Here is a 22,695-nt window from a genome sequence, read left to right as displayed (position 1 = left end):
GGACGCTCCACCTGACAGAACGGCGTTGTAAGCTAATTAAACGGAGCCGCTACGTTACATAACGGCCGTGTAAGATAACAGAACAGCTCCTTCACCTGACAGTATCTCAGATTAAGTATATTCCTCCAGGCTATAAGCTGACATCAGATATAGCACTGAACTATAGTTATACGGAAGAGGCGCTTGATCCGGATTGGTTGAAAGCGCACAAACTTTCACTCAACATTAAATAGCACCAGGGAAAGTATACACCTGGTGAAAAAAATTAGCAACCTTAATTGAGCTACGCTTTAAGGAGAGTGGCAGGCGAATTGAGAGAGCATCAAATACATATCCGTTGTTTATTTTTCTAAGCTCACACTACTTACTAATCTCCAACAGCAGTTGCGTCACCTGATCCGGCTGCGTAAGCATAGGACAATGCCCTGTATTCACCGAATAAACGTTTGTTATCTTAGCCGCGCTGATCATCTTGTTCTGCAAATCAATGGTAATAGCATGGTCCTGTTTGGTTTCGATGTAATATTTTGGAACTCCTGCAAATGCCGGGTTTTTCAGGAAGATTTTATCGGCCTGCGCTGCAATTGGTTCGGGTCTGTTATTATCCATCAGTAATTTTTGAACCTGAGCGTCTGCATCCTGGGCAAATACAGAAACGATCCTGTCGTTTGCAATACTTGCTGTTGCCCCATCGGCAGAGAAAGTGAGCGCCGGACCAAAAAGAGAACCGGGATCCATCATCGTGAGGTCAAGTATGGACTGATCATTTGCGGGAACAAATCCTGCGAGATACACCAGTTTATCAATTTGGCCCGGTATGGAGTCTGTCACTGCAGTGATGATGGCGCCGCCAAGGCTGTGACCAACTAACACCACCGATCCCTTCACTTCGTTGATGGCGGTAATCACCTTGTCACGGTAGGTATTAATGCTGATAGTTGATGGATCTGTCTGGTCCTGCCCATGGCCGGGTAATTCCACCACCACTACCTGCTGACCTGCCGCTTCGAGCTTTGATTTGACAAACTGCCACGCATATGGCGCCTGGAACGCACCATGCACCAATACAAAGGTCTTGGGATGGGGGATCTGCGGATCATCATCTTTTGAACAACTGCTGAAAGCAACCACAGCGATCGTTGCTAATAGTACCAGGAAGAATAATGGCCTTGCCATAAATTGTTTGTAGTGCGTTTTCATATTTGTAATGTTTGACGCAAACTTCGATCAAAACAGCAAGGATGTTTTTAACTTAGGTTAAATTGAACATGGCACCTGAACGCCCGGACCATTTACAATGACTTTAATACGTACATAAAAAGGCGAATGCAACGGACGTAAAACACCCATTGCATTCGCCTCTTATAATCAATCTCCCTATTACCTATTTCAACTTCCAGAAATCAGCATTCAGCTGCTTGAGCATTAACTGGAACCCGGGCCCCGGCATATCGCCATGTGAAAAGCCGTCAAACTCGTAGAGGTACGTCTTTTTATGTCCCACCAGTTTCATCATGCGTGCCAGGTAGGCATTTTCTTCATAGCGGCCCAGCAGCTCCTGCTCGCGGTCGGCAGTGTAGATGTACATCGGCGGCGCATCAGCACGGATATGCGTTATGGGCGCATATTTATCTACCGTGACCTTTGTATCCGGGATGCCTTTTTCCTTCCGAACAGTAAAATGTGTGATGGCTTGTCCGCTGAAGGGGAACAGTGCCGCAATGCGGTTGGCGTCGATATTATACTTAGCCAGCCATTCTTTATCAAGGCCTACTAACTCCGACAAATAAGCGCCGGCAGAATGCCCGGATACCACGATCTTCGCAGGATCGCCACCGTATTCCTTTGCATGATTAAAGGCCCAGGCAACAGCAGCGGCGGCATCTTCAATGTAAGCCGGACAGGATACTTTAGGACTTAAACGATAGTTAACCGCGATCACGATCACATGCTGCTGCTTCAGCGCACGGGGTATTTCTTTATTGCCACCCGTTATCCCTCCGCCATGGAACCATACGATCACCGGCACATTGGCATGCCTGGCAGGATAGTAAATGTCCAGCCGGCAGCGCTCTTTCATATAGTCGTCCAATTGCCCGGTACGGTACAGTATATCTTTTTGTTCAAGGTAGGTTGTAGTATCCTGGGCCATCAGCGGCAGGGCAAAACAAAGGAGCAGCAGGTAGCAGAAATATCTCATAAAAGCGTGAAATTTAATTGACGGATAAAAATAGTGCTTTCGGTTAATTTATGAAATCAAATTGAACGGCACCGGGATAATTGTTACGGTTCATACGCTTTAATCGTCATTTCAACCGTCTTTTCCGTCATTTCACACACCATTGCGGCGTTCAACTTTACAAGCGCCCTAATTTTACCACTACGATTTTGCCGTATATTGGGCGAGTTATTCTGAATTATCATGAGCAATCCTCCGGGAAATAAAAAAGGCCTGGTGCCGGGTGTAACCTGGCAGGAGATCGTAGCCTTCCTGTCCCTTTTTGTTGTGATGAGCCTGTTATACGGCTTCCCAGACCTGATCCGCGGACGGGTATCCTGGCATTATGCAAGGGAAACGGCGGTAGACTGTGTGTTCATGTTCGTTTCGTGTATACCGCCCTGGTGGCTACATTTCAGGAAGCTGGCCCACTGGCCGCTCAAGAAACGTTTCTGGTTCCATCTGCCTACCTCCCTGATCTATTATTTCAGCTGGATAGGGCTGTATGTGATTTACAATCCCCTCAGCGGCAAGGCGCCCATCACTGCCCACAGTGTGCTGTTGAATATTGGCCCTAACCTGCTTTTCTATGTACAGATCTTCAGCTTTCTTCACCTTTATCACTTTTTCAGGGAACGTGAGCTGCAGCTGAAAAAGGAAAAGGAGCTCTCTTCGCTGGCCTATAACAGTGAGATCAATGCGCTGAAGGCGCAGATACAGCCGCATTTCCTTTTCAATACGTTGAACTCCATCAGCGCCAGTGTGCCGCCGGAGCAGGAAACCACGCGGGAGCTGATCGCCAAGCTGGCAGATACTTTCCGCTATGCGTTGTATGTTACCCAGCACGAATGGGTGCCGCTTAACGAGGAAGCCGCTTTTATCAATACCATCCTGGAGCTGGAGAACAGGCGTTTTGGTAAACGCCTGCAGTTCGAGATCGGCTGCCTGAAAGAGACGGGAAATATCATTGTGCCTTCCATGCTGCTGCAGCCGCTGGTGGAAAATGCCATCCGCCATGGTATTGCACCCAGCCTGAACGGCGGCAGGATCACGGTTGGCTTTGAGCGTGCAGACAGTAAACTGAAGGTAACCGTGAGCGATACAGGCAAAGGCTATGCTGGTGATGTACAGGAGATGCTGTCTGCCAAAGGGGTGGGGCTCCGGAATGCGCGGCAGCGGCTCGAATTGTTATTCAACGAAACGCTTTATATTGAAAGGAATCATCCCACGGGGATGACATTTTATTTTTACATTCCTATACAACATCATGTCGGTAACAACGGTCTTAATAATTGATGATGAAGAAGCTTCGCGCAGCCTGATCCGCCAGTATCTGCAGGCCCACCCGGAAATGGATGTGCTGGGCGAATGCGAGAATGGTATTGAAGCGGTAAAGGCCATTAACGAGATGAAACCAGACCTGGTTTTCCTGGATGTGCAGATGCCCGGTCTTAATGGCTTGGAGGTACTGCAGGAGATCGCACATATACCCATGATCATTTTTACCACGGCATTTGACCGTTTCGCGATCAAGGCTTTTGAAATGAATGCAGTGGATTACCTGCTGAAACCGTATACCCGTCAGCGTTTCGATCTGTCTGTATCGCGCATCAGGCAGCGGACAGACCAGCATGCCTTATATACCCTCGCGGCTAACATCCCCCTGCAACAGGGTAATTATCCCCCCAGGATCTTTGTAGAAACCCCGGGCCGTCTTAAAAGCCTGGATGTACAGGATATTCTTTACCTGAAGGCGGAGAAGGATTATACGCGTATCCATGTTGCCGGACAATCCTACCTGGGCTCCCAGGGCATCAGCATACTGGAGAAACGGCTGGATCCCCAGCGTTTTCTGCGTGTGCACCGCTCCTTTATCGTGAACATCTATCACGTGAAGGAAGTGTACCGCGATATCTCCAAAACTTTTCTTGTGATGAATGACGGCACCGAGATCGTGGTGGCAAGAAGTTACCTCGAAAGCCTGAAAAAACTCATCTATTAAGATCTTCGTCGCCCCCGTAAGCATTTCGTCTACCATTATTGCACTTTGTCGGAAAACCGGTGAACCTGCTGTTTGCTACCTTACTTTTGCTGCATCAACATTTTACAGCACAAACAAGCGGTCATGAAGATTCTTTTCGACGAAAGTGAGACGGCAGCTGCCAACCAGATCAGGGAACTGGTAGCAGGCATCAATCCAGCGGTAGAGGTAGTGAAAGTACCCAGCCTGTTCAGCCGGTTGTTACGCGTGAGCTTCCGCGACCGTACGCCGGTGCAGCGTTACCTGGTACGCAAGGGAACCCGCTTGTTCCCCATCGCCGTGGAAGATATCGCCTATTTCTACGTAAAGGGACGCTTCTCCTGCATCAGGACCGTCTGCGATACAGAACACATCCTGGAAAAGAGCCTGGACGATATTGAGCAGGAAGTGGATGGCAATATCTTTTTCAGGATCAACCGGCAGTTTATTGTCAGCTATACCAGCATCAGGCAGGTTCATGCCTGGTTCAATGGCAAACTAAAAATATGGCTTAGCCCCGATACAGGAGAGGATGTTATTGTAAGCCGTTTAAAAGCGGCCGAATTCCGTAAGTGGTTGGGAGAATGATTTGTTAACCCGTAGTTTGATTACTCTGTTTGTGCCCCAAAAAAGTTTTGCCCCCGCGATTATTCTCAGGAACTAGCCCCAAATGTCAGTAAGGCGCCTCCCGGAAAGAGGCGCCTTCTTTTTGCCTATGGAGGATTTTAGCTACTTTTATCTCACCTATGACAACGCAGACACCCGATCCGCCACTAAACATTATCATCGTAGACGATGAGATGGAAGCCTGTAATAACCTGCGGAACATCCTGCTCCGTGATGTAGACCCCTATATCAACATCATGGGCATTGCGCAGGACACCACCCAGGCGGAAATGCTGATCCGCGAACACACACCGGACGCCCTGCTGCTGGATATAGAAATGCCCAAAGAGAACGCCTTCAGTTTTGTTGAACGTATCTCTCCCGTGAATTTCGAGATCGTTTTTGTGACGGCCTATGACGAATATGCCGTAAAGGCGTTCCGGCTGAATGCTATCGACTACATCCTGAAACCGATCAATACTTTTGACCTGGCCGCCGCCATCCGTAAGCTCAAAGAAAGAATACGGTTCAAGGCCAACGTACAACTACCTGCCTATGAGGCATTGTCCAGGCAGTTAAAAGAGCATACGCAACCCAGGCAGCTCTGCCTGCGCGACAACAGCTCTGTGGAGATCGTCGATTTTAAAGACCTGCTTTATATTGCCGCCAAAGGCAGCTATTCGCAGGTAACATTCCTGAAAGACGGCCAGGTAAAACAAACCGTGATGAGCAATTCCATAGCAGAGTATGAAGAACTGCTGCCGGCAGACCAGTTTTACCGGATCCACAAATCTTACCTGGTGAACGGCCTGCACATTAAACAGATCATTAAAGACGGCAGCCAGGTGGTAGCCTCCGGTACCCGCTTCAGTCTGCCCGTTGGCAGAAGGCGACACAGCGGCCTGCTTACTTTCCTTCAGCAATACCGGGCTACGCATGTGTAAAAAGATTGTGCAATATATTACACTGCTGCTGCTCATTATCATCGCGCAACCCTGCCCGGCGCAGGAATTCCCGCTTATTCATTATACAAAAGAAGACGGGCTTCCCGGTAATATGGTATACCAGGTGTACCGTGACCGCACCGGCTTTCTGTGGTTTGCAACGGATAAAGGCGTTGCCCGGTATAACGGCATCAGGTTTGAAACATTCACTACTTCCGACGGTCTGACGGACAACGATGTTATCAGCCTTTTTGAAGACCACTACGGCCGTATATGGCTGAATTGTTTCAAGGGTAACCTGTGCTATTTTAAAGATGGAAAGATCCACACCGCCAACAGCGTTTTTCCTAACCTGCCTTCCAACACATCGCATGCATTTGGTACTTCGCTGGAGAGCGACAGTAGTTTCACCCTGCATTTTTCCGACAAGGAAATGTTTGTAAACATTAAAGGCAATACCTGCCGGGTGTATTACCTGAACAAATTATGGGGCAAGGGCCCCAACGACCTTACAGTGGCTGTCAGCAAACGTTCTCCCTCCACCTATGAGCTGCTCACCGGGCATGGCAGCCTGCTGATAGATACCGGTTACAATATCATCTCAACCAGGGTCAGGCCTAATAACAGGCACCGGTGCAGGGTAGGGCAGGAGATGTGCTACATTGTATCTGAGAAAGCGGTTTATAAGGATGATCAGCCTATCTATCATTTTAAGGGCGATGAAGTATTTGATAATGTAAACAGCCTGTACATCAGCAAAACCGATACCTTTGTGGGAACAGAGAAAGGGCTGGTCATCAATAACAGCGCACCCATGCTGAAAACTTCCAGGATAACGGATGTGTCGCAGGATGTGAATGGCAATTACTGGGTCAGTACGCTCAACAATGGCGTGTATTGTTTTGACAGGCGCTTCCGCGAAACTAAGTTCTATAACAACTGCTATACAGGAACGGCGCAGTACGCATTTGCTGCAGAAGGGCAACTTTTCTTTACTACCGATGATAAAAAGCTTTATCGTTTTCAGCAGGGAAAAGCTACACGCATATTCGATCTTATGCAATACAGGGGCCGGGGAAAAGACCCGGTGCCACAGCCGGGAGCTATAGCGGATGATCAGGGCAATTTCCATTTTATTGCAGACCAGGATCATTTTATTGTACAAAACCTGGTGGCAGATAAGCCAACGGTCAAACGGAATCACCTTATAGCATCGCCCGTCAACCAGGTATACCGGATATCAGCCGTAAAGGTGATCTGCAATACTCCACGGTACATCTACTGGTTACATAACGGTTATTTTATACTGCGGATAGACCGCTCAAAGATCGGGACGGCTGGCAGCACTGCACTGGAAGATGTATTCCGGGTCTCAGACGGTCAGCGTATATACTACATGGCACAATCCGACAGTAACGATATCTGGTTCAGCACGGGTAAAGGAATGTACAGGATGGTGAATGACAGCGCCGTGCTGCAGGCATCCTTTAAAAACCTGAGCCTGTCCCGTTTTTATATGCTGGGTAATTACCTGGTGGGATGGAATAACAGTAACCGGCTTATCATCTGCAATCATTTCGACAGCCGTATGAGCGTTGATACGCTGCCGTTACAGGATTGTATCTGGGACAGGGCTTTCCAGCTGGACAACCGTCATCTGCTGATCTGTACCAATAAGCAGTACCGTATACTGCAGGTAACGCCAGGCGCCGGCAGCCCGGTATATGAGCTTTCCACCGTTGCATATCCCTTTGTGCCTGCAGATGCGGAGCGTATCTTCTCCGATGGCCATACCTGTTATTTCTTTAAGGACGGCAATATTACAGCCGTACCTTTAACAGCCCTGCTGCAAAAAGCTACACCATCCCGTTTGCTTTTTACCGGTGTCAGTACCCTGCAGCAATCCTATACTACGGGCAGTGGTCATGTAACCATTCCTTACGGCGAATCAGGGAACATCGAGGTGTCTTTCACGGCGCTGGCATTCGGTATGACAGATCTCAGCTATGAGTATACCGTTTCCGGCGGTGGGGAAGAAGGATGGCGCCCCATCAGGAATGAAGAGATCAACCTGCTTTCTTTCAGGCCGGGCAGCTATACCATCACGATAAGGGCCAGCAGCGCTTCCAATGTACACAGTATTCCGGCGTCCCTGCTGCTGACCATCACCCCGCCATTCTGGACATCCTGGTGGTTTATATTACTGGCGGCTTTGTGCTTCGCAGCTTTACTATGGTGGGTCATTCACCTGGTTACCCGTTACTTCATCAGGAAGAAAGAACAGGTACATGCGTCCGAAATAAAGTTCATGAAACTGGAATACAAGGCGCTGAATGCGCTGATGAATCCCCACTTCATTTTCAATAGCCTGAATAATATACAGGGCCTGGTGAATGGCGATAACAGGCAGGCCGCCAATCAATACCTGGTGACCTTTGCAGACCTGATCCGTCAGAATATGCACAACGCCTCAAAAGAGCTGATCACACTGGAAAAGGAAATGGAGCTGATCCGCAACTATCTCCGGCTGGAAAAACTGCGCTTTAATGACTGGCTGCATTACGAGGTAGACATCGAAGAACAAATAGATACCGCCGGTATACTGATACCGCCTTTGCTGGTGCAACCCCTGGTAGAGAACGCCATCCGCCATGGCCTGGTACCCCGGCAGTCTGCAGATAGCCTGCTGTCTGTTCATATTCATGAAGATGAGGAGGAGGTGCTTTATATAGATGTGAAAGATAATGGTGCAGGGCTGACCGCTGCACCCAGCCGTCCTTCCCCGTATGAGTCAACAGGACTGGACAGCATCCGTAAACGTGTTACGCAGCTGAAGCTGATCCATAATATTGATGCAGGATTTGACATCTTTGAAATAACGGGTCCGTCTGGCGAGGTGCAGGGAACCCTGGCGCGGATCATCATCCGCCGTTCGTAAACAATTCACTACCGTTACTAAATTTTTGAAGCCTTACCTGCGGGCGCTGCGCTAATTTAGCAGCCAATATCCCTGTTCCTGTATGATAAAACACTGCAACTACCGATTAACGAATGTTAGCCTGCTGTTTACATCATTATCCCTGACCCTGTTTTCCTGTACTGTCCAGAAACCGGATGCGCCTGCAACACCCGCATTAAGTAAGAACACAAAGATACTTACTACAGGCACCTGGGTATGCTATGAATATTTCAACGGCTATAACTATCCTCTGACCAAACTGACCTGGAAAGCAGATAAAACCTCCAGCTACAGGAACTTATCCAAAATCCGGGTAAAGAAAGCACCTTCACATCGGACACCAAGTGCCGGCTGATTCACTTTTTGCATGGCATGATGTTGAGCACGAGACTTACGGCGCTTTGAAACAATAGCATCCATTTTCACATAGCGTACATACCTGCCCGGAAATGGACATATCGGAAATTTTACTGGGGGGAACATTAAGCAGCCTTCGGATCTCCTGATCTGAGGGCTACTTTTATTATAGTGGTCTCACTGGTAAATAAAACCAGGTTCCGCCACTGCAACCAATTGTTTGTATTGGCATCTGGCCCGTGGATTGCGAAGTAGATGGTAAATGTTCCGCTATGAACAGAAGGTTCCCCGTTATTTTATTGTACGGCCTGCTGCTGCTATGGTCTGGATCGCTGCGTGCACAATATGTGATCCGCGATGCTGCAGAAGACCGCTGGTATAAGAACAGCATCATCTATAACCTGGATGTGCATACATTCAAAGACAGCGACGGCGATGGCCAGGGAGATTTCCAGGGATTGATACAGCAGCTGGATTACCTGAAGGGACTGGGTGTAGACGCTTTGTGGCTGGCGCCTTTTCAGCCCTCGCCACGCAGGGATGACGGGTATGATGTGGCAGACTTCTACGGTGTGGACTCCACATGCGGAACGCCCGGGGACTTTGCAGCGTTTATGTACCAGGCAAAGCTGCGTGGCCTGCGTGTGATCATGGATATGGTGCTGAATCATACATCAGACGCGCATCCCTGGTTTAAACGTGCGAGACAGGATACGGCTTCGCCTTATCACCAGTGGTATGCATGGACGCAGCAACGGCCTTCCAATTACGATAAGGGAATGGCTTTTCCGGGTGTGCAGCGCGAGGTTTGGAGTTACGATTCGGTGGCGAAGGCCTGGTATTATCACCGCTTCTACCGCTTTCAGCCAGACCTGAATTTTGCTAACCCTTATCTTCGTTCAGAGGCAGAAAGGATACTGGCTTACTGGCTGCAGCAGGGCGTGGCGGGTTTCCGGCTGGATGCGGTTCCTTTTATGATAGAGGTGGCCACACCGGGTGTTGATCAGCCGCCGCAGCAATACGAGGTGATCACCGGTATGCAGCGGTTTGTACAGTGGCATAACGGCAGCGCAATTGTATTGGGAGAAGCCAATGTGCCACCGGAAGACAATGTAAAATACTTTGGTGAAAACGGCGAAGGGTTGCAGATGATGTTTAATTTTTACGTTAACCAGTACCTGTTCTATGCATTTGCCACGGGTAAGCCCGCGCTACTGGTAAAAGCGTTGCAGGATACAAAGAAGAAACCTGCCACTGCACAATGGGCCTATTTTCTGCGTAACCATGATGAGATAGACCTGGGACGGCTTTCCACGAAACAACGTAATGAAGTATACCAGGCTTTTGGTCCTGATACTTCTATGCAGCTGTACGACCGGGGTATACGGCGGCGGCTGGCGCCTATGTTCAATAATAACAGGCCGCTGATGGAAATGGCCTACAGCCTGTTATTTGCCCTGCCTGGTACTCCGGTGATAAGATACGGTGAAGAGATCGGGATGGGAGATGATCTCCGGCTGCAGGAGCGGCTGGCAGTGCGAACACCCATGCAATGGTCTTCGGCTCTGCAGGCAGGCTTTACCACTGCGCCGAAGGCATTCCGGCCGGTGATCAGCGGCGGTGATTATGGTTATGAGAAAGTAAATGTGGCGGCACAGCAGCAAAATCCGGGATCGCTGCTGAGGGTGATACAAGAACTGATCCGCCTGCGGCGACAGTGCCCGGAAATTGGTTTGGGCAGCTGGGAGATACAGCAGGTGGCCCCTGCGGTGCTGCTGATGCGCTACACTTTTAAAGGCAAATCTGTGCTGACATTGCACAACTTCAGTAAGATGGCCCAACAGGTACGTTTAAACGCAGCAGCGGGTGATGATTACCTGCTTGAGCTGACGGATAAAGATAAACGGCAGCAGCTGCAACCTGTGAACAGGCGCTATGATATACTGCTGCCGGGTTATGGATACAAATGGTACCGCGTGAATGCGGCCCTTTAGCATGTGCTACTTTCCGCTTATTTTCTTTTCTCCTGATCCCACAGTGGCAGGAGCGGCTTTTCGCTGTTCTTCCACATGTTCTTTTACTTCAGTGGCAATTGCCTGTTTATCTTTGGTAGTTTTCTTCAGCGCTTCGAGGAAGTGCTCCGCATGTTCTTCGGGCACCGGTGCTTCCAGTGTAGGTTCATGCGGATCAACCACGCATTCTATTAACACGGGTCCATCTGTTGCCAATGCCTCTCTTAACTGTTCTGCGCAACCTGCGGGATCATCGATCCTTACTGAAGGGATACCGCAGCCTTTGGCGATCTGCTGAAAATCTGCCGGCGCCAGATCATTTCCATATTCCGGGTTGCCGAGGAACATCATCTGCTCCCATTTTTCCAGTGCAAGGGTGTTGTTTTTTAACAGGATGATCTTAACAGGCAGCTTGTATTGAATTAGTGTAAGCAGATCTCCCATTGCCATGGTTAAAGACCCATCGCCCATAAAGGCAATCACCTGTCTGTCTGGAAACGCCACCTGTGCGCCGATGGCATAGGAAATTCCCGCCATCATGGTGCAGCTGGTACCGCTGAGCGAGAAGCGCTGCCCCTTACGCAATTTCACATGCCGGTTGATCCAGTAGGCAACGGTACCCGCATCGCCACAAAGAATGGCATTGTCCTGCATACAGGCGGAAAGCTGCCAGGCTACTACCTGCGGCTTCATGGGGATATCCTGCTGTGTGCCCTGCTGTTCCATGAGCTGCCACCACTGCTGCATATGCTGCTGTGCTTTTTCAAGGAAAGAGCGGTCTTCGTTTTTTTGCAGCAAAGGCAGCAGCTGCTGCAGGATGGCCTTTGCATCGCCTGCCAGTCCTACATCCACGGGGTGCCGCATACCGATCCGCTCCGGCTGATCATCGATCTGTATACAAACTGCCTGTCCGGGTGCAGGGTACCATTTAAGAAAAGGCATGGTACTGCCTATTATGATCAGGGCGTCGCATTCCTTAAAGGCCTGTTGCGTGGGCCAGGTAGCGGTATGACCTGTACCCCCGGTGGTATACGGACTTTCATCGGGCAGTATGTCTTTACCCAGCATTGCCTTTGCAATGGGAGCGCCGAGTATTTCGGCCAGCTGCTCCAGTTCTTCGGCTGCGCCCCTTGCCCCGGTACCTGCCAGGATGGCGATCTTTTTGCGGCCTTTGAGCAGTTGTGCTGCTGCTTCCAGCAACGAGCGCTCTGGCAGCAGTATGGGTGGAGTAAAGCCAGGCCTTGTATGCCCGGGCACATTTTCCGGGGATGTTTTTGCTTCTTCAACAGGCACAGATTGAAAGTCGGAAGGGATGGCCAGGTGCACCGGCTTTCTTTTGCTCAGTGCGATACGACAGGCTTTATCCGTTACTGTGTTCACGTGCGCGGGACCCATAATGCGCTGGTTGAATGCAGTGAAGGGCTCGAACACCTGATTGGTATCGGCATCCTGCATGTTTTCTGAACCGATCAGGTCGTGATAGGTGAGGCCAGTAATAGCCAACACGGGCACCCTGTCCAGCTGCGCATCGAGCATACCTTGCAGCAGGTGTATGGCGCCGGGCCCGGTGGTAGCAAAACACACGCCTATTTTCCCCGTGAACTTTGCATAGGCTACTGCCGCCAGTGCACCCACAGCTTCATTTCTTACATGGATGAATTTTATCTGATCCTGGTATTTACGAAGGGCTTCTACGAAACCGTTGACGCCATCGCCCGGAAGACCGAAGATGGTATCTATGCCCCATGCCAACAGGCGCTCCACCAGCGCATCAGATAAGGTTTTCTTACTTGCAGCCTTTTCCTGCTGAGATGGTTTGTTCACTTCCTGGTTCATAAGCAATTGTTTTCCTATGCCGCCTCAATTATCCTGCCTGAAGCCAGCGGTCCATGCAGTAGTGCCATTCATGTGCGCAACAGAGCTGCGCACTTGTGATTTGGGCGGCCCTGGTTTAAAAGTTTTTTCAGGAATATTTAACTGTCAGTCATTCGTTTATACAAACGCGTGAAAAGATTTTTCAACTGCGCAGTTCGGCTGCATACATGGGTGGTCATCTTTGTGTGGTCAACAACAAACAACAATAGTTATGAGGTTCAATACTACATCAAAGGCAAACGATACCGTCCTTAACCATGAAGGAGCAAAGGCTTACCGCATGTCGCCTGAAATGGAATTGTATGCAGCTATTGCAACTACTATGCTGAGCGATGCTACTTACGAAAAGGCGGATGAGCGCATGGCGCGTATCATATCGCTGCTGCCGAAAGTGAAGGCGGAGTTTGTGGCCAGGCTGGCGGTATACGCCCGTAAGCAGATGAACCTGCGTACAGCACCGGTAGTGTTGGCAACAGAACTGGCAAAGATCCACAGCGGGGATAGCCTGGTGTCAAGAATGGTGGAGCATATTGTACAGCGTCCTGACGAGATCATGGAACTGCTGGCCTATTACCAGCTGGCAAACAAGCGAACCAGCGCCAAGAAGCTGAACAGGATATCCAAGCAGCTGCAGAAAGGCCTTGCCGGATCTTTCAATAAATTTGACGAGTACCAGTTTGCAAAATACAACCGCGATGCGGAGGTGAAGCTGCGGGACGCACTGTTCCTGGTGCACCCCAAAGCGAAGGATGCAACGCAACAGGTATTGTTCAACAAAATAGCCAAACAGGAACTGGCTACGCCTTATACCTGGGAAACGGAATTGTCTGCATTAGGACAGCAGGCATTTGCTTCGCCGGAAGAAAAAGCCCTTGCGTTTACCCGTAAATGGGAAGCGCTGATCGACAGCGGAAAACTGGGATACATGGCCCTGCTGCGTAACCTGAGAAATATACTGAGCGCCAATGTGAGCGCAGCACATATCGGGAAGATCTGCAGGTACCTGTCGGATGAAAAAGCAGTGGCTACATCAAAGCAATTACCTTTCCGCTTCCTGGCGGCGTACCGTGAACTGAAAGATATTGCTTCTGATTATACCAGCCTGTTAATGGATACGCTGGAAACAGCGATCACATATAGTGTGCAGCATCTGAAAGGATTTGACCCGGATACCAAAGTGGTTATCGCCTGCGATGTGTCCGGATCTATGCAAAAGCCAGTATCCGCAAAGAGTAAAGTGTTGTTGTATGATATCGGCCTGTTGCTGGGGATGCTGCTGCAGTATAAATCACAGCGGGTAGTATCAGGCATGTTTGGTGATACCTGGAAGATGGTTTCATTACCGCGTCGTGGTGTACTGGCTAATGTGGATGCTTTTTACAGGCGTGAGGGAGAGGTAGGATACGCTACCAACGGCTACCTGGTGCTGGACGACCTGGTACAACGGAAATATATTGCCGATAAGGTGATGATATTTACAGATGTACAGTTGTGGGATAGTAATACCAATAACGCATCTGCTCATAATACGCTGTCCAGCCGATGGGCCGCCTATAAGCGGATAGCGCCGCAGGCAAAGCTGTACCTGTTTGACCTGTCAGGTTATGGAAATACGCCGCTGCGGGTGGAACAAAATGATGTGCACCTGGTTGCCGGATGGTCTGATAAAGTGTTTGATGTGATGGAGGCGATGGAGCATGGTGCGGATGCATTGGATAGGATTTATGCGATTGAGTTATAGGAGGAGAGAATAAAGAAAAATGAGATGCCGTAGAAACCAGTTACTTCACGCCATCAGGGGAGGAATAGTGTAATAACTATCCGGTTCGACTCCGGCTTGCGTTGCCCCGAACTGGGTTCGCCAGTTGCTCTCATTTTAATATAGTAGTTTAAAAGTAAGTGTTGTAGATAAGAGTTACTTCGATTACAACGACCGTGTCGTGGGTTCGAGTCCCACTGTCTCCACAGGTAATAACAGAACATGGGGACGTAGCTCAGCTGGTAGAGCAGGAAATACTCTTTTCGCTTGTTACCTTACTTTTAAATTACTTGTCTTTTTTAGTGATGTATTCGATAATGTCCAGCTTTACTATTTCCAGTATTTTCCCCTCAGACATATAGGTTCAGAATCGTCGTCAGCATTTGAGAAGTTGGTGAAATTGGACCTGATAATTGTTTCGTCGTGATTATATGGATAAGGCTGAAGATGCAGGGCTATCATTTGCCCGGGAGAATACTGTTCTATCAATTCATAGTGATAGCAGCTGTATTGTGGCAGGAAATACTAATACCAGTATTTTTCCTTTCCCTTACCTTTCTTATTTTGAAGAAGTAAGTCTTCACCTTTAATGCCAAAATCAGATTACCATGAAGAAAGCCCCTTTTGCAGCGCTGCTCCTTATTGCGTGCCTGAACGCCTGTGTAAAAGATCCATCCCATCCACCTTCCGGCAGCAAGGGATGGCTGATCGGTAAGGTTACCGAACTCGGGTTCCGCGAAACCTATTCTCATGACGGTATCCTTATCGGTGATAATTTCCGGAAGATCGTGCATGAACTGGAATATAACGCGGTCAACAAGCCGATCCTGAGAAAAACTTATGAGTCGCCTGAGAATGATACCTCCAACCTGGTCCGTATGTATATAGACTCCCTCAGTTATGACGCTGAGAACCGGCTCACAGATATAAGGCGGCATACCGTTGGGGATTATGTTGTTTATGGCCGCAGGTATATTTATGACGGTATTGATACGCTTCCTTCCGTACAGATCGTATACGATTCTGCAGGTAATAACCTGATATTCACGGATACGGTACAAATCCGGTATTATGCGGACAAAGTAGTGTTCTATGACAGGGACGACGTCTTTGACGGAGAAATAGATTCTACCACATTTTATTATCCGGGAGGCAACCTGACGACATCAGTATTTAATAATAATCCACCCATCCCCGAAGGCACGGATTATGACAATGCGCATAATGTAGAACGGTATTTTAATGTCCAGCATGGCCTGGCGTTCTTTGTCCGGGGCAATTACCGAAACTTGGCCAGGCTTTCCCTGAACAACTGGCGGGAGTCGGGAATTAGTGGGTATAGACGGACCCTCACTTATGACGAGCGGGGATTGGTGACAGTAGTGAATGCGCATTCTATAGGTGAGAAAATCTTCTGGATCAGCCGGTTTGAGTATATCGCCAGGAAATAATAAAAAAAACCTTACCGCTAAATGGTAAGGTCTTTTTTTGATAACACCATCACGATCAGGTGCCTAATAGTTTATACAATTCATCCAGCTTCGGTGAAAGTATGATCTCTGTTCTCCTGTTCTTTGCTCTGCCTTCGGGCGTTGAATTGCTTTCAACCGGGTCGTACTGGCTGTGACCGGAGGCGATTACCCTCACAGGATCTACCTGGTAAGTGTTGGTCAGTATCCTTACAATGGCGGTAGACCTGGCAGTACTCAATGCCCAGTTGTCCGGGTATTTTGTACGGATAGGAATAGAATCTGTGTGCCCTTCAATATTAACAGCTATATCCGGGTTTACGATTAGCACGGCGGCCAGCTTGCTCAGCGCTTCCTTGCCTTTGGCGTTTACATCCGCGCTACCGGATGGGAACAGCAGGTTTTCGCTGAGGCTTACATATACCTTACCATTCTTCTGTGTAACGGTCAGCTCACTGGAGCTGAATCCGCTTAAAGCATCGGCCATCTTTTTCCTGAGCTCTGCGGCGGTCCGTTTCTGTTGGTCCAGCAGCGATTGTAACTGTTCCAGTTTGCGCTGCTGTTCTGCGAATGCAGCTTTGCTTTGATTCAACTGGTTTTGTGTAGCGCTGGCGCTCTGAGACAATTGTGCATTGGCGGCGCCCGCTTCCTTTAGCTTCTGCTCCAGCTGGGCAACCTGGTCCTGCAGGTTGGATACTCTGTTGGCAAGCGTTGCACTGTCAGCTTTTAAAAGGCGTACGGCTACCTGCGAATCAACATATTTTCTTTTTGCTACGCAGCCAGCCAGCAGCACCAAAGTAACCGCTAACAGGGAAAACGTCCTTACGGCATTTTTCATAGAAAACTTCGGATTAAAATATTTAAATGATAATTGATTACGGTTCATACTTTATCAATTATAGTAATACCTTTTGTATTACCGGGTATGGATTGGCAAACTTTATGCCTAACTGAACAGTCTTCAATGCTGATTCTCCAGCTTTTCTATATTGGCGGTGATGGTGGCCTTATCCACCGGTGATGTAGCCAGCGACAATGCTTTCCTGAAATGCGCCAATGCGATGCTGTTGTCTATATCTGTATATAAAGTCCCCAGCAGCGAATAGTAAAACTGGTTATCCTTCAGCTCCAGCTGTTCTGCCGCTGTAATAGCCGACTCTTTACCTTTTGCCTTGGCAAGGGCATAAGTACGGTTGAGCGCCGCGATAGGGGAGTATTCCAGGATCAGCAGGCTGTTATACAGTTCAAGGATGCTTTCCCATTTTTGCGGTGTATCTGCTTTTTGAGTATGCCAGTAAGCAATGCCTGCTTCCAGGTGATAACGGGTAAGGGTATTGCCCGTGGCCGCCTGGTTCAGGAAATATTCGCCGGTGGCGATGAGCTCTTTATCCCAGAGGGTCTCGTCCTGGTCTTCATAAAGGATCGCTTCCCCTTTTTCATTCAGTCTCGCATCAAAGCGGGAGGAATGAAAGCACATCAGGGCCAGGAGGGCGTTGGCAGCCGGTTTGTTGGTGGCCGGGTTTTCTACCAGCAGGTAACAGAGCCGCATGGCCTCTGCACAAAGATCCTTGCGGAGCATGGTGTCCTGCGAGGTGGAATAATAGCCTTCGGAGAAAAGCAGGTATAGTGTAGTGAGCACGGTTTCCAGGCGCTGATCTATTGCCGCCAGGGACGGCTGTTCAATGCGGATATTTGCCTCTTTCAGCTTCTCTTTGGCGCGATTGATCCTTTTATAGATCACCTCCTTGTTGGTAAGAAAGGCATCGGCAATTTCCTGTACGCCGAAGCCGCACAGCAGGTTCAGGGCCAGGGCCACCTGTGCATCGGCGGAGATGACGGGATTGCAGATAGTGAAGATCATGGCCAGCTGGCTGTCGGCAATGTTCTTGACAGACAGGTCCAGCTCAATCTCTTCAAACTCACTGGCGCCGGCTTTCAGGTTGGGCACAAGCTTCTGCTCAAAGATATTGTTATGCTTCAGGTAGTTTTTGGTCTTGTTCTTGGCTACGGTATACAGCCAGGCGGTGGGGTTTTCGGGTACACCTTTGGTGTTCCAGTGCTCAGCGGCGGAAAGGAAGGTATCGCTGACAATGTCTTCCGCGACCTCGATATGTTTAATCCCGAACAGGCTGCAGAGAACAGAGACTATCTTCTGATACTCTGTTCTGAATAACCTGGGTAAAATCGCTCTTTCCTCCATAGATCTTAAAAATACCCCTGTAAGTTACAAAGGCATTTTCAAAATTACTCCTCGTTTGCGTGGGAGGCCTTCCGTATCTCTACATTACCGCCCAATTCGAGTATGGGGCATCCCTGGGCGATAACTGTAGCTTCTTCATAGCTGCTGGCTTTGATGACGGCCATACCACCGATGGATTCCTTGATCTCCACATAGGGCCCGTTGGTAACGCTCTTGTTGGCTTTTACTATTTTGCCCTTCATGTCCCAGTGTTGCGGCGGACTAGCCAGGCGGTCCTGCGCGGCAAGGCTTTCAAACCATTCCTGCCAGCGCCCCAGGTGAGCAACGTATGTTTTATTATCGGGCTGTGCTTCCTTGTTAATGAAGTCCCTGCGGAATATTAATAGAAACTCTTTCATGCTTAGCGGCGGACTGAAGGTGATCATTGATGATTTCCATTGCGAAACTAATAAATTATCCGTTAATCCTCCGCCTGCCGCTACAAAGGTGAAAGTGCCTTCATTCCATGCGCCGCGGTGGCTGTGCAAAGCCGCCGCCGATGATCAGTAACTGTATCTTTATAATGGATGACTTTTGGTTGGTCCAGGGCAAACCTTCCCTGGCAACCATGCGCGCGAACCAGTGTTGCCACTGGTCCGGCGGTGGTTGCGATGTTTTGATGTCAAGATGTTGAAATATGATCAGGAATTGATTCATCATCATCTGTTGACGGGTGGGAGATCATCCAAATTGACCTACCCTGTAAGTACCGGCTACCTGCGGGAAAGAAAGATTGAGGCGGTTCCAGGTATTGATGGTAGTAACGGCAACGGTAAGATCTACCAGTTCTTCTTCGGAGAACTGTTGCCTGGCGATGGCGTATACTTCATCCGGAACATCGCATTTGGTAACGGCTTCCGCCCATGCAAAGGCGGCTCTTTCACGGTCGGTATAATAAGGCGTTTCTTTCCAGGCGCTGATACCGTAGAGGCGCTGTTCCGTTTCACCTTTGGCGCGTGCATCTTTGGAATGCATATCCAGGCAGTAAGCACAACCGTTGATCTGTGATACACGGAAAAATACCAGTTCAAGCACATCTGCTACGGGAGATTTCTTCAGATAGCTGCCAAAGCTGAATAATGGTTTCAACGCGTTTTGTCCTTTTTCGAAGAGATTGAGTCTCGTTTCCATATTGTCAGTTTTTTATTGTTTTATACCCTAATGACAACCGGGAACCGGGAATTGGACAAGGCGGGGAATATTTTTTTGGGAGAAATGGGAGTATTTAGTAATTTATTGATTATCAATTAAAACAATCGAAGCCGGATATCTATTTGTATGGAGTATATTTTACCTGAAGACCTCGTACAGGATCTTACGAAAACCACTTTGTATCCTCCCGGATAGTGCAAGGATGGCGTATGGAGTAGAGGGGTAAAATAGTATGGTGTAGAAAACCGGCCGCCTGATAGTGCTAAAAAAAACTTACCTGCATTTCAGGGAAAAATTCTTTCTTTGTTTTACTATGTTTAATAATGCAAGAGAACAAGCATATTCCCTATATCTAATTAAGTAAGCGATGAATAGAATATTTTAAGCGTACATCATTGAGTTGGCCCAGACAGTAATTGATTTCTGAATCACATAATGAAGATCCCAACAAGCTGCAGACGAAATATACGCTGGCATGACGCCCTGTATTTTTTCAATTTCTTAAATTAACAGACCCGCATGAAAACAAAAACACTCCTATTTTTATTGCTTGCACCCATGTCAGTAATGGCCCAGAAGATCACAGCCGACAGTATTGCTATCGGGGTTACCACTCCGCTTGAAAGGCTCCATGTACAGGGTGGGCGAATATACCTGAATAGTGCCCATTCTATTAATGGGTGGAACTACAGCTATTTTCACTGGATTGGTCATAGCCTGGTAATGGGCAGCCGCCCGGGGGCATTTAGCCACAATGCCGTAGAACTGCGGCCGGGTGGTTCCAATATTGGCCCGACATCGTCCCGGCTCAGTTTATTCAGTGCACCTAAACAGGATTCCATCGTATTGAAAATACAGTTATACTCCGACGGGAACAGTTTTTTCAATTCGGGCAATGTCGGAATAGGGACGGCTACCCCTACTGAAAAGCTTGATATAGCCGGCTCATTAGGTCATATACAATTTCAGGCCAGCGGGGCAAGAATTGCATTTACCCGCAATAATGCTAATTATCTTGACGCTGTCACACCGGGAGGATTTCTTATTTTCTCAACAAATGGCAGCGTGGAGCGTGTACGCATAGATGCAAATGGAAATGTAGGTATTGGTACCAATAACCCACAGGCCAAACTGGCGGTAAACGGTGATATCTTTTCCAAAAGGTTGAAGGTTGTGCAGACTGGCTGGGCGGATTATGTTTTTACCCCGGAGTACTCCCTTCTTCCGTTACACGAACTGGAAAATTACATAAAATGTAATCAGCATCTGCCAGATATTCCTTCAGCAGCCGAGATAGAAAGGAATGGACTGGACGTTGGAGAGATGAACAGGCGGTTGCTGCAGAAAGTGGAAGAACTGACCTTGTATATAATAGATCTGAAAAAAGAAATTGATGAGCTCAAAAATGCAAAAAATAGTGAGCATTGGAATGAGTAAGGTTAAAGGATTGGATCGGCAAACAAAGTTGTAAATTTGTTGCTGATCTCAATCCTGATTTCTCACCATGACAAGCCGTCCTGACAACTACACCATACATGCCAACATAGCGAATCTTACCGGGCTCTGGAAACAGGCAAGTATCCCTTTTAACGGCTGCCTCGAGAAAGAAGCATTCTGCTATGCAGAAGTGCCACACTCCGAATGGCCCAACCGCATCTGGTTTAATGAAGATCTCACCGAAGCCCTGCTTGCAGAAGCGGCCCGGAGCATAGCCGGCAAAGCTACCGTGTTCACGCTTCCTTACTGGGACATATACAACAGTCAGTCTTTTCAGCTGCCTGATACAGCAGGATTTCAACAACGAAACATGCAGATAGGCATGTCCTTAAAGCTGGTCAGGCCCTTTGAACAAAACATCCGCCTGGATTATACACGGGTTACGGACGATGATACCGCCGGGCTGTGGTGCAACCTGTTTAAGCAGGCCTTCGGCTATTACATCCATGAAGAGATACTGATGAGAACTTACAAAGAAATTGAGTATTACATCGCCCGTGATGAATCACAGCCGGTAGGCACCGCGATATTATATAACACGGGAAACATATCCGGTATTCATTCGGTAGGCGTTATCCCCGAAATGCGCAGAAAGGGTTTTGCTGATGATATGATGGCTTTTATTCTGAACAGGGCGATCGCTTTGAAGGCAGAATATGCCACATTGCAAGCTTCCGCTATGGGGAAGGGCCTATACCTGAAGCTGGGCTTTAAAGAGGAATTCGTGATAAGGAATTATTTCTTCAGGGTATGAGCATATTAGTTGCGGCTTTACTTTGCAAGGCGCTCTGCTGTTTGTAGCGATGCTGTACTTCGCGGATATATTGTGTATATTTTGATACATCGGAAGGATAAAGTGCTGCCTCGTTTGTACAGAGGCCGTCATTATACAGATAAAGCACTTCATCTAAAAAGAATGATTTCTGGTTGCCGCAAAGCTCAATTAGCGGATATAAAAGCGCTGCATCTCCTGCCACCCTGAAGAAGGGTGCCTCGCAGAACGGATCCTTGAGATCTTTCCGGTTGATCTTATTGAACAACCATGCCTTGCAGGTCCTGAAATGGGAAACAGCCCAATAGTTCCGTGAAGAATAGATTATTTCATCCGGTGGAAGCCGGGATGAATAGCCGGTTAGTCCCTGCTGCTGCAGCTGTCTGGACTGGTGTTGAGACCAAACCATCCACATGTTATGTTTTTCATAAAGCCGGTATATTTTCTTTGCAGCTTTGTTATCTATCAGCTGATCATCTCCGTCCACTACACCTATAACTGCATCTTTGTTTTTTACATAATGTAATACACTGTGGTAAGTGTTGCCCCCGCCGTAAAGTTTTTCATTATTCCTTACATAGCATATATCCTTTTTTCCGACCCTTTTATAGGTGGTGTTTACCCCATCTATACCCAGCAATTGGTGTAAGACAGCAGGGGTGCCGTCGGTGGAGATATCATCCCTTATGATGATACCAAGATTATCAAACTCCTGACTCATCACGGACTCTATGGCGGCACCGATTAATGTTGCTGCATTAAATACCGGAATAATAATAATGAACCTGTTGGATAGCTGTTGCATAGTCGAGTCTT

General features: G+C 48.4%; 20 protein-coding genes. 11 read left to right on the top strand and 9 right to left on the bottom strand.

Translation table 11 applies throughout. From position 1 onward, the window contains the following. Nucleotides 1-360 precede the first annotated feature (360 nt). Nucleotides 361-1,200, bottom strand: coding sequence for an alpha/beta fold hydrolase (locus Q0577_RS06730; RefSeq protein WP_298733986.1), 840 nt, complete (start codon nucleotides 1,198-1,200; stop codon nucleotides 361-363). Nucleotides 1,201-1,384: 184 nt separating this feature from the next. Next, nucleotides 1,385-2,200: an alpha/beta hydrolase gene (locus Q0577_RS06725; protein WP_298733985.1), complete on the bottom strand. Its 816-nt coding sequence runs from the start codon at nucleotides 2,198-2,200 to the stop codon at nucleotides 1,385-1,387. A 222-nt stretch (nucleotides 2,201-2,422) separates the two neighbouring features. Between Q0577_RS06725 and Q0577_RS06720 the strand changes: the two genes are divergently transcribed. The 7 genes from Q0577_RS06720 (at nucleotide 2,423) to Q0577_RS06690 (ending at nucleotide 11,098) form a co-directional block, all read left to right on the top strand. After that, nucleotides 2,423-3,514: a histidine kinase gene (locus tag Q0577_RS06720; protein ID WP_298733983.1), complete on the top strand. Its 1,092-nt coding sequence runs from the start codon at nucleotides 2,423-2,425 to the stop codon at nucleotides 3,512-3,514. After that, nucleotides 3,486-4,220: a LytTR family DNA-binding domain-containing protein gene (locus Q0577_RS06715; RefSeq protein WP_298733981.1), complete on the top strand. Its 735-nt coding sequence runs from the start codon at nucleotides 3,486-3,488 to the stop codon at nucleotides 4,218-4,220. The genes Q0577_RS06720 and Q0577_RS06715 overlap by 29 nt, the downstream gene beginning before the upstream one ends. Before the next feature lie 123 nt (nucleotides 4,221-4,343). Further along, nucleotides 4,344-4,826, top strand: coding sequence for a LytTR family DNA-binding domain-containing protein (locus Q0577_RS06710; RefSeq protein ID WP_298733979.1), 483 nt, complete (start codon nucleotides 4,344-4,346; stop codon nucleotides 4,824-4,826). A 158-nt stretch (nucleotides 4,827-4,984) separates the two neighbouring features. Next, entirely contained in the window at nucleotides 4,985-5,788 is an 804-nt protein-coding gene (locus Q0577_RS06705; RefSeq protein WP_298733977.1) for a LytTR family DNA-binding domain-containing protein, read from the top strand. Next, nucleotides 5,781-8,726: a histidine kinase gene (locus Q0577_RS06700; RefSeq protein ID WP_298733975.1), complete on the top strand. Its 2,946-nt coding sequence runs from the start codon at nucleotides 5,781-5,783 to the stop codon at nucleotides 8,724-8,726. Before Q0577_RS06705 ends, Q0577_RS06700 begins: the two co-directional genes overlap by 8 nt. An 82-nt stretch (nucleotides 8,727-8,808) precedes the next feature. Then, nucleotides 8,809-9,102 carry a hypothetical protein gene (locus Q0577_RS06695; protein ID WP_298733973.1) on the top strand — a complete coding sequence of 98 codons (294 nt, stop codon included), beginning with the start codon at nucleotides 8,809-8,811 and terminating at the stop codon, nucleotides 9,100-9,102. Between the two features lie 274 nt (nucleotides 9,103-9,376). After that, the gene (locus Q0577_RS06690; RefSeq protein ID WP_298733971.1) at nucleotides 9,377-11,098 is read left to right on the top strand and encodes an alpha-amylase family protein; all 1,722 of its coding nucleotides are present in this window, start codon (nucleotides 9,377-9,379) and stop codon (nucleotides 11,096-11,098) included. Between the two features lie 6 nt (nucleotides 11,099-11,104). On the opposite strand, the gene Q0577_RS06685 is transcribed toward Q0577_RS06690, so the two are convergent. Beyond that, nucleotides 11,105-12,952, bottom strand: a complete 1,848-nt coding sequence (locus Q0577_RS06685) for a thiamine pyrophosphate-dependent enzyme (protein ID WP_298733969.1) — start codon at nucleotides 12,950-12,952, stop codon at nucleotides 11,105-11,107. A gap of 250 nt (nucleotides 12,953-13,202) precedes the next feature. Here Q0577_RS06685 and Q0577_RS06680 point away from each other — a divergent pair, with 250 nt between their 5' ends. Together Q0577_RS06680 and Q0577_RS06675 are read left to right on the top strand one after the other, a co-directional pair. Beyond that, complete coding sequence (locus Q0577_RS06680; RefSeq protein ID WP_298733967.1) at nucleotides 13,203-14,732, top strand: TROVE domain-containing protein; 1,530 nt, start codon at nucleotides 13,203-13,205, stop codon at nucleotides 14,730-14,732. 626 nt (nucleotides 14,733-15,358) lie between these two features. Beyond that, the gene (locus tag Q0577_RS06675; protein ID WP_298733965.1) at nucleotides 15,359-16,201 is read left to right on the top strand and encodes a hypothetical protein; all 843 of its coding nucleotides are present in this window, start codon (nucleotides 15,359-15,361) and stop codon (nucleotides 16,199-16,201) included. A gap of 55 nt (nucleotides 16,202-16,256) precedes the next feature. Here Q0577_RS06675 and Q0577_RS06670 read toward each other — a convergent pair whose 3' ends face one another. The 5 genes from Q0577_RS06670 to Q0577_RS06650 all read right to left on the bottom strand — a co-directional run bounded on the left by Q0577_RS06670 (nucleotide 16,257) and on the right by Q0577_RS06650 (nucleotide 19,589). Next, nucleotides 16,257-17,057 (bottom strand): OmpA family protein, encoded by an 801-nt coding sequence (locus tag Q0577_RS06670; protein WP_298733963.1) that lies wholly within the window; start codon nucleotides 17,055-17,057, stop codon nucleotides 16,257-16,259. Between the two features lie 123 nt (nucleotides 17,058-17,180). Beyond that, nucleotides 17,181-18,419: a DUF6596 domain-containing protein gene (locus tag Q0577_RS06665; protein ID WP_298733961.1), complete on the bottom strand. Its 1,239-nt coding sequence runs from the start codon at nucleotides 18,417-18,419 to the stop codon at nucleotides 17,181-17,183. Between the two features lie 44 nt (nucleotides 18,420-18,463). Continuing rightward, complete coding sequence (locus tag Q0577_RS06660; protein ID WP_298733959.1) at nucleotides 18,464-18,946, bottom strand: YciI family protein; 483 nt, start codon at nucleotides 18,944-18,946, stop codon at nucleotides 18,464-18,466. Then, complete coding sequence (locus tag Q0577_RS06655) at nucleotides 18,918-19,121, bottom strand: hypothetical protein (protein WP_298733958.1); 204 nt, start codon at nucleotides 19,119-19,121, stop codon at nucleotides 18,918-18,920. The genes Q0577_RS06660 and Q0577_RS06655 overlap by 29 nt, the downstream gene beginning before the upstream one ends. An 18-nt stretch (nucleotides 19,122-19,139) precedes the next feature. Next, entirely contained in the window at nucleotides 19,140-19,589 is a 450-nt protein-coding gene (locus tag Q0577_RS06650) for a carboxymuconolactone decarboxylase family protein (protein ID WP_298733956.1), read from the bottom strand. Nucleotides 19,590-20,129: 540 nt separating this feature from the next. On the opposite strand from Q0577_RS06650, the gene Q0577_RS06645 reads away from it, so the two are divergent. Then, nucleotides 20,130-21,047, top strand: a complete 918-nt coding sequence (locus Q0577_RS06645; protein ID WP_298733954.1) for a hypothetical protein — start codon at nucleotides 20,130-20,132, stop codon at nucleotides 21,045-21,047. A gap of 67 nt (nucleotides 21,048-21,114) precedes the next feature. After that, the gene (locus Q0577_RS06640) at nucleotides 21,115-21,861 is read left to right on the top strand and encodes a GNAT family N-acetyltransferase (protein ID WP_298733952.1); all 747 of its coding nucleotides are present in this window, start codon (nucleotides 21,115-21,117) and stop codon (nucleotides 21,859-21,861) included. Here Q0577_RS06640 and Q0577_RS06635 read toward each other — a convergent pair. Beyond that, nucleotides 21,851-22,684, bottom strand: a complete 834-nt coding sequence (locus tag Q0577_RS06635; RefSeq protein ID WP_298733951.1) for a glycosyltransferase — start codon at nucleotides 22,682-22,684, stop codon at nucleotides 21,851-21,853. The two genes, Q0577_RS06640 and Q0577_RS06635, sit on opposite strands and share 11 nt — an antisense overlap. Nucleotides 22,685-22,695 lie beyond the last annotated feature (11 nt).

The sequence above is a fragment of the uncultured Chitinophaga sp. genome, from assembly GCF_937898475.1.
Lineage (GTDB): Bacteria > Bacteroidota > Bacteroidia > Chitinophagales > Chitinophagaceae > Chitinophaga.
The sequence above is the reverse complement of the archived record's forward strand: the minus strand, read 5'-3'. Positions and strand labels throughout refer to the sequence as shown.

Bases quoted from the DNA above. Each gene is read 5' to 3' on its own strand.
- Q0577_RS06670 (WP_298733963.1), bottom strand. From the start codon at position 17,057: ATGAAAAATGCCGTAAGGACGTTTTCCCTGTTAGCGGTTACTTTGGTG.
- Q0577_RS06730 (WP_298733986.1), bottom strand. From the start codon at position 1,200: ATGAAAACGCACTACAAACAATTTATGGCAAGGCCATTATTCTTCCTG.
- Q0577_RS06680 (WP_298733967.1), top strand. From the start codon at position 13,203: ATGAGGTTCAATACTACATCAAAGGCAAACGATACCGTCCTTAACCAT.
- Q0577_RS06675 (WP_298733965.1), top strand. From the start codon at position 15,359: ATGAAGAAAGCCCCTTTTGCAGCGCTGCTCCTTATTGCGTGCCTGAAC.
- Q0577_RS06665 (WP_298733961.1), bottom strand. From the start codon at position 18,419: ATGGAGGAAAGAGCGATTTTACCCAGGTTATTCAGAACAGAGTATCAG.
- Q0577_RS06655 (WP_298733958.1), bottom strand. From the start codon at position 19,121: ATGATGATGAATCAATTCCTGATCATATTTCAACATCTTGACATCAAA.
- Q0577_RS06695 (WP_298733973.1), top strand. From the start codon at position 8,809: ATGATAAAACACTGCAACTACCGATTAACGAATGTTAGCCTGCTGTTT.
- Q0577_RS06650 (WP_298733956.1), bottom strand. From the start codon at position 19,589: ATGGAAACGAGACTCAATCTCTTCGAAAAAGGACAAAACGCGTTGAAA.
- Q0577_RS06635 (WP_298733951.1), bottom strand. From the start codon at position 22,684: ATGCAACAGCTATCCAACAGGTTCATTATTATTATTCCGGTATTTAAT.
- Q0577_RS06720 (WP_298733983.1), top strand. From the start codon at position 2,423: ATGAGCAATCCTCCGGGAAATAAAAAAGGCCTGGTGCCGGGTGTAACC.
- Q0577_RS06690 (WP_298733971.1), top strand. From the start codon at position 9,377: ATGAACAGAAGGTTCCCCGTTATTTTATTGTACGGCCTGCTGCTGCTA.
- Q0577_RS06715 (WP_298733981.1), top strand. From the start codon at position 3,486: ATGTCGGTAACAACGGTCTTAATAATTGATGATGAAGAAGCTTCGCGC.
- Q0577_RS06700 (WP_298733975.1), top strand. From the start codon at position 5,781: ATGTGTAAAAAGATTGTGCAATATATTACACTGCTGCTGCTCATTATC.
- Q0577_RS06685 (WP_298733969.1), bottom strand. From the start codon at position 12,952: ATGAACCAGGAAGTGAACAAACCATCTCAGCAGGAAAAGGCTGCAAGT.
- Q0577_RS06705 (WP_298733977.1), top strand. From the start codon at position 4,985: ATGACAACGCAGACACCCGATCCGCCACTAAACATTATCATCGTAGAC.
- Q0577_RS06645 (WP_298733954.1), top strand. From the start codon at position 20,130: ATGAAAACAAAAACACTCCTATTTTTATTGCTTGCACCCATGTCAGTA.
- Q0577_RS06640 (WP_298733952.1), top strand. From the start codon at position 21,115: ATGACAAGCCGTCCTGACAACTACACCATACATGCCAACATAGCGAAT.
- Q0577_RS06725 (WP_298733985.1), bottom strand. From the start codon at position 2,200: ATGAGATATTTCTGCTACCTGCTGCTCCTTTGTTTTGCCCTGCCGCTG.
- Q0577_RS06710 (WP_298733979.1), top strand. From the start codon at position 4,344: ATGAAGATTCTTTTCGACGAAAGTGAGACGGCAGCTGCCAACCAGATC.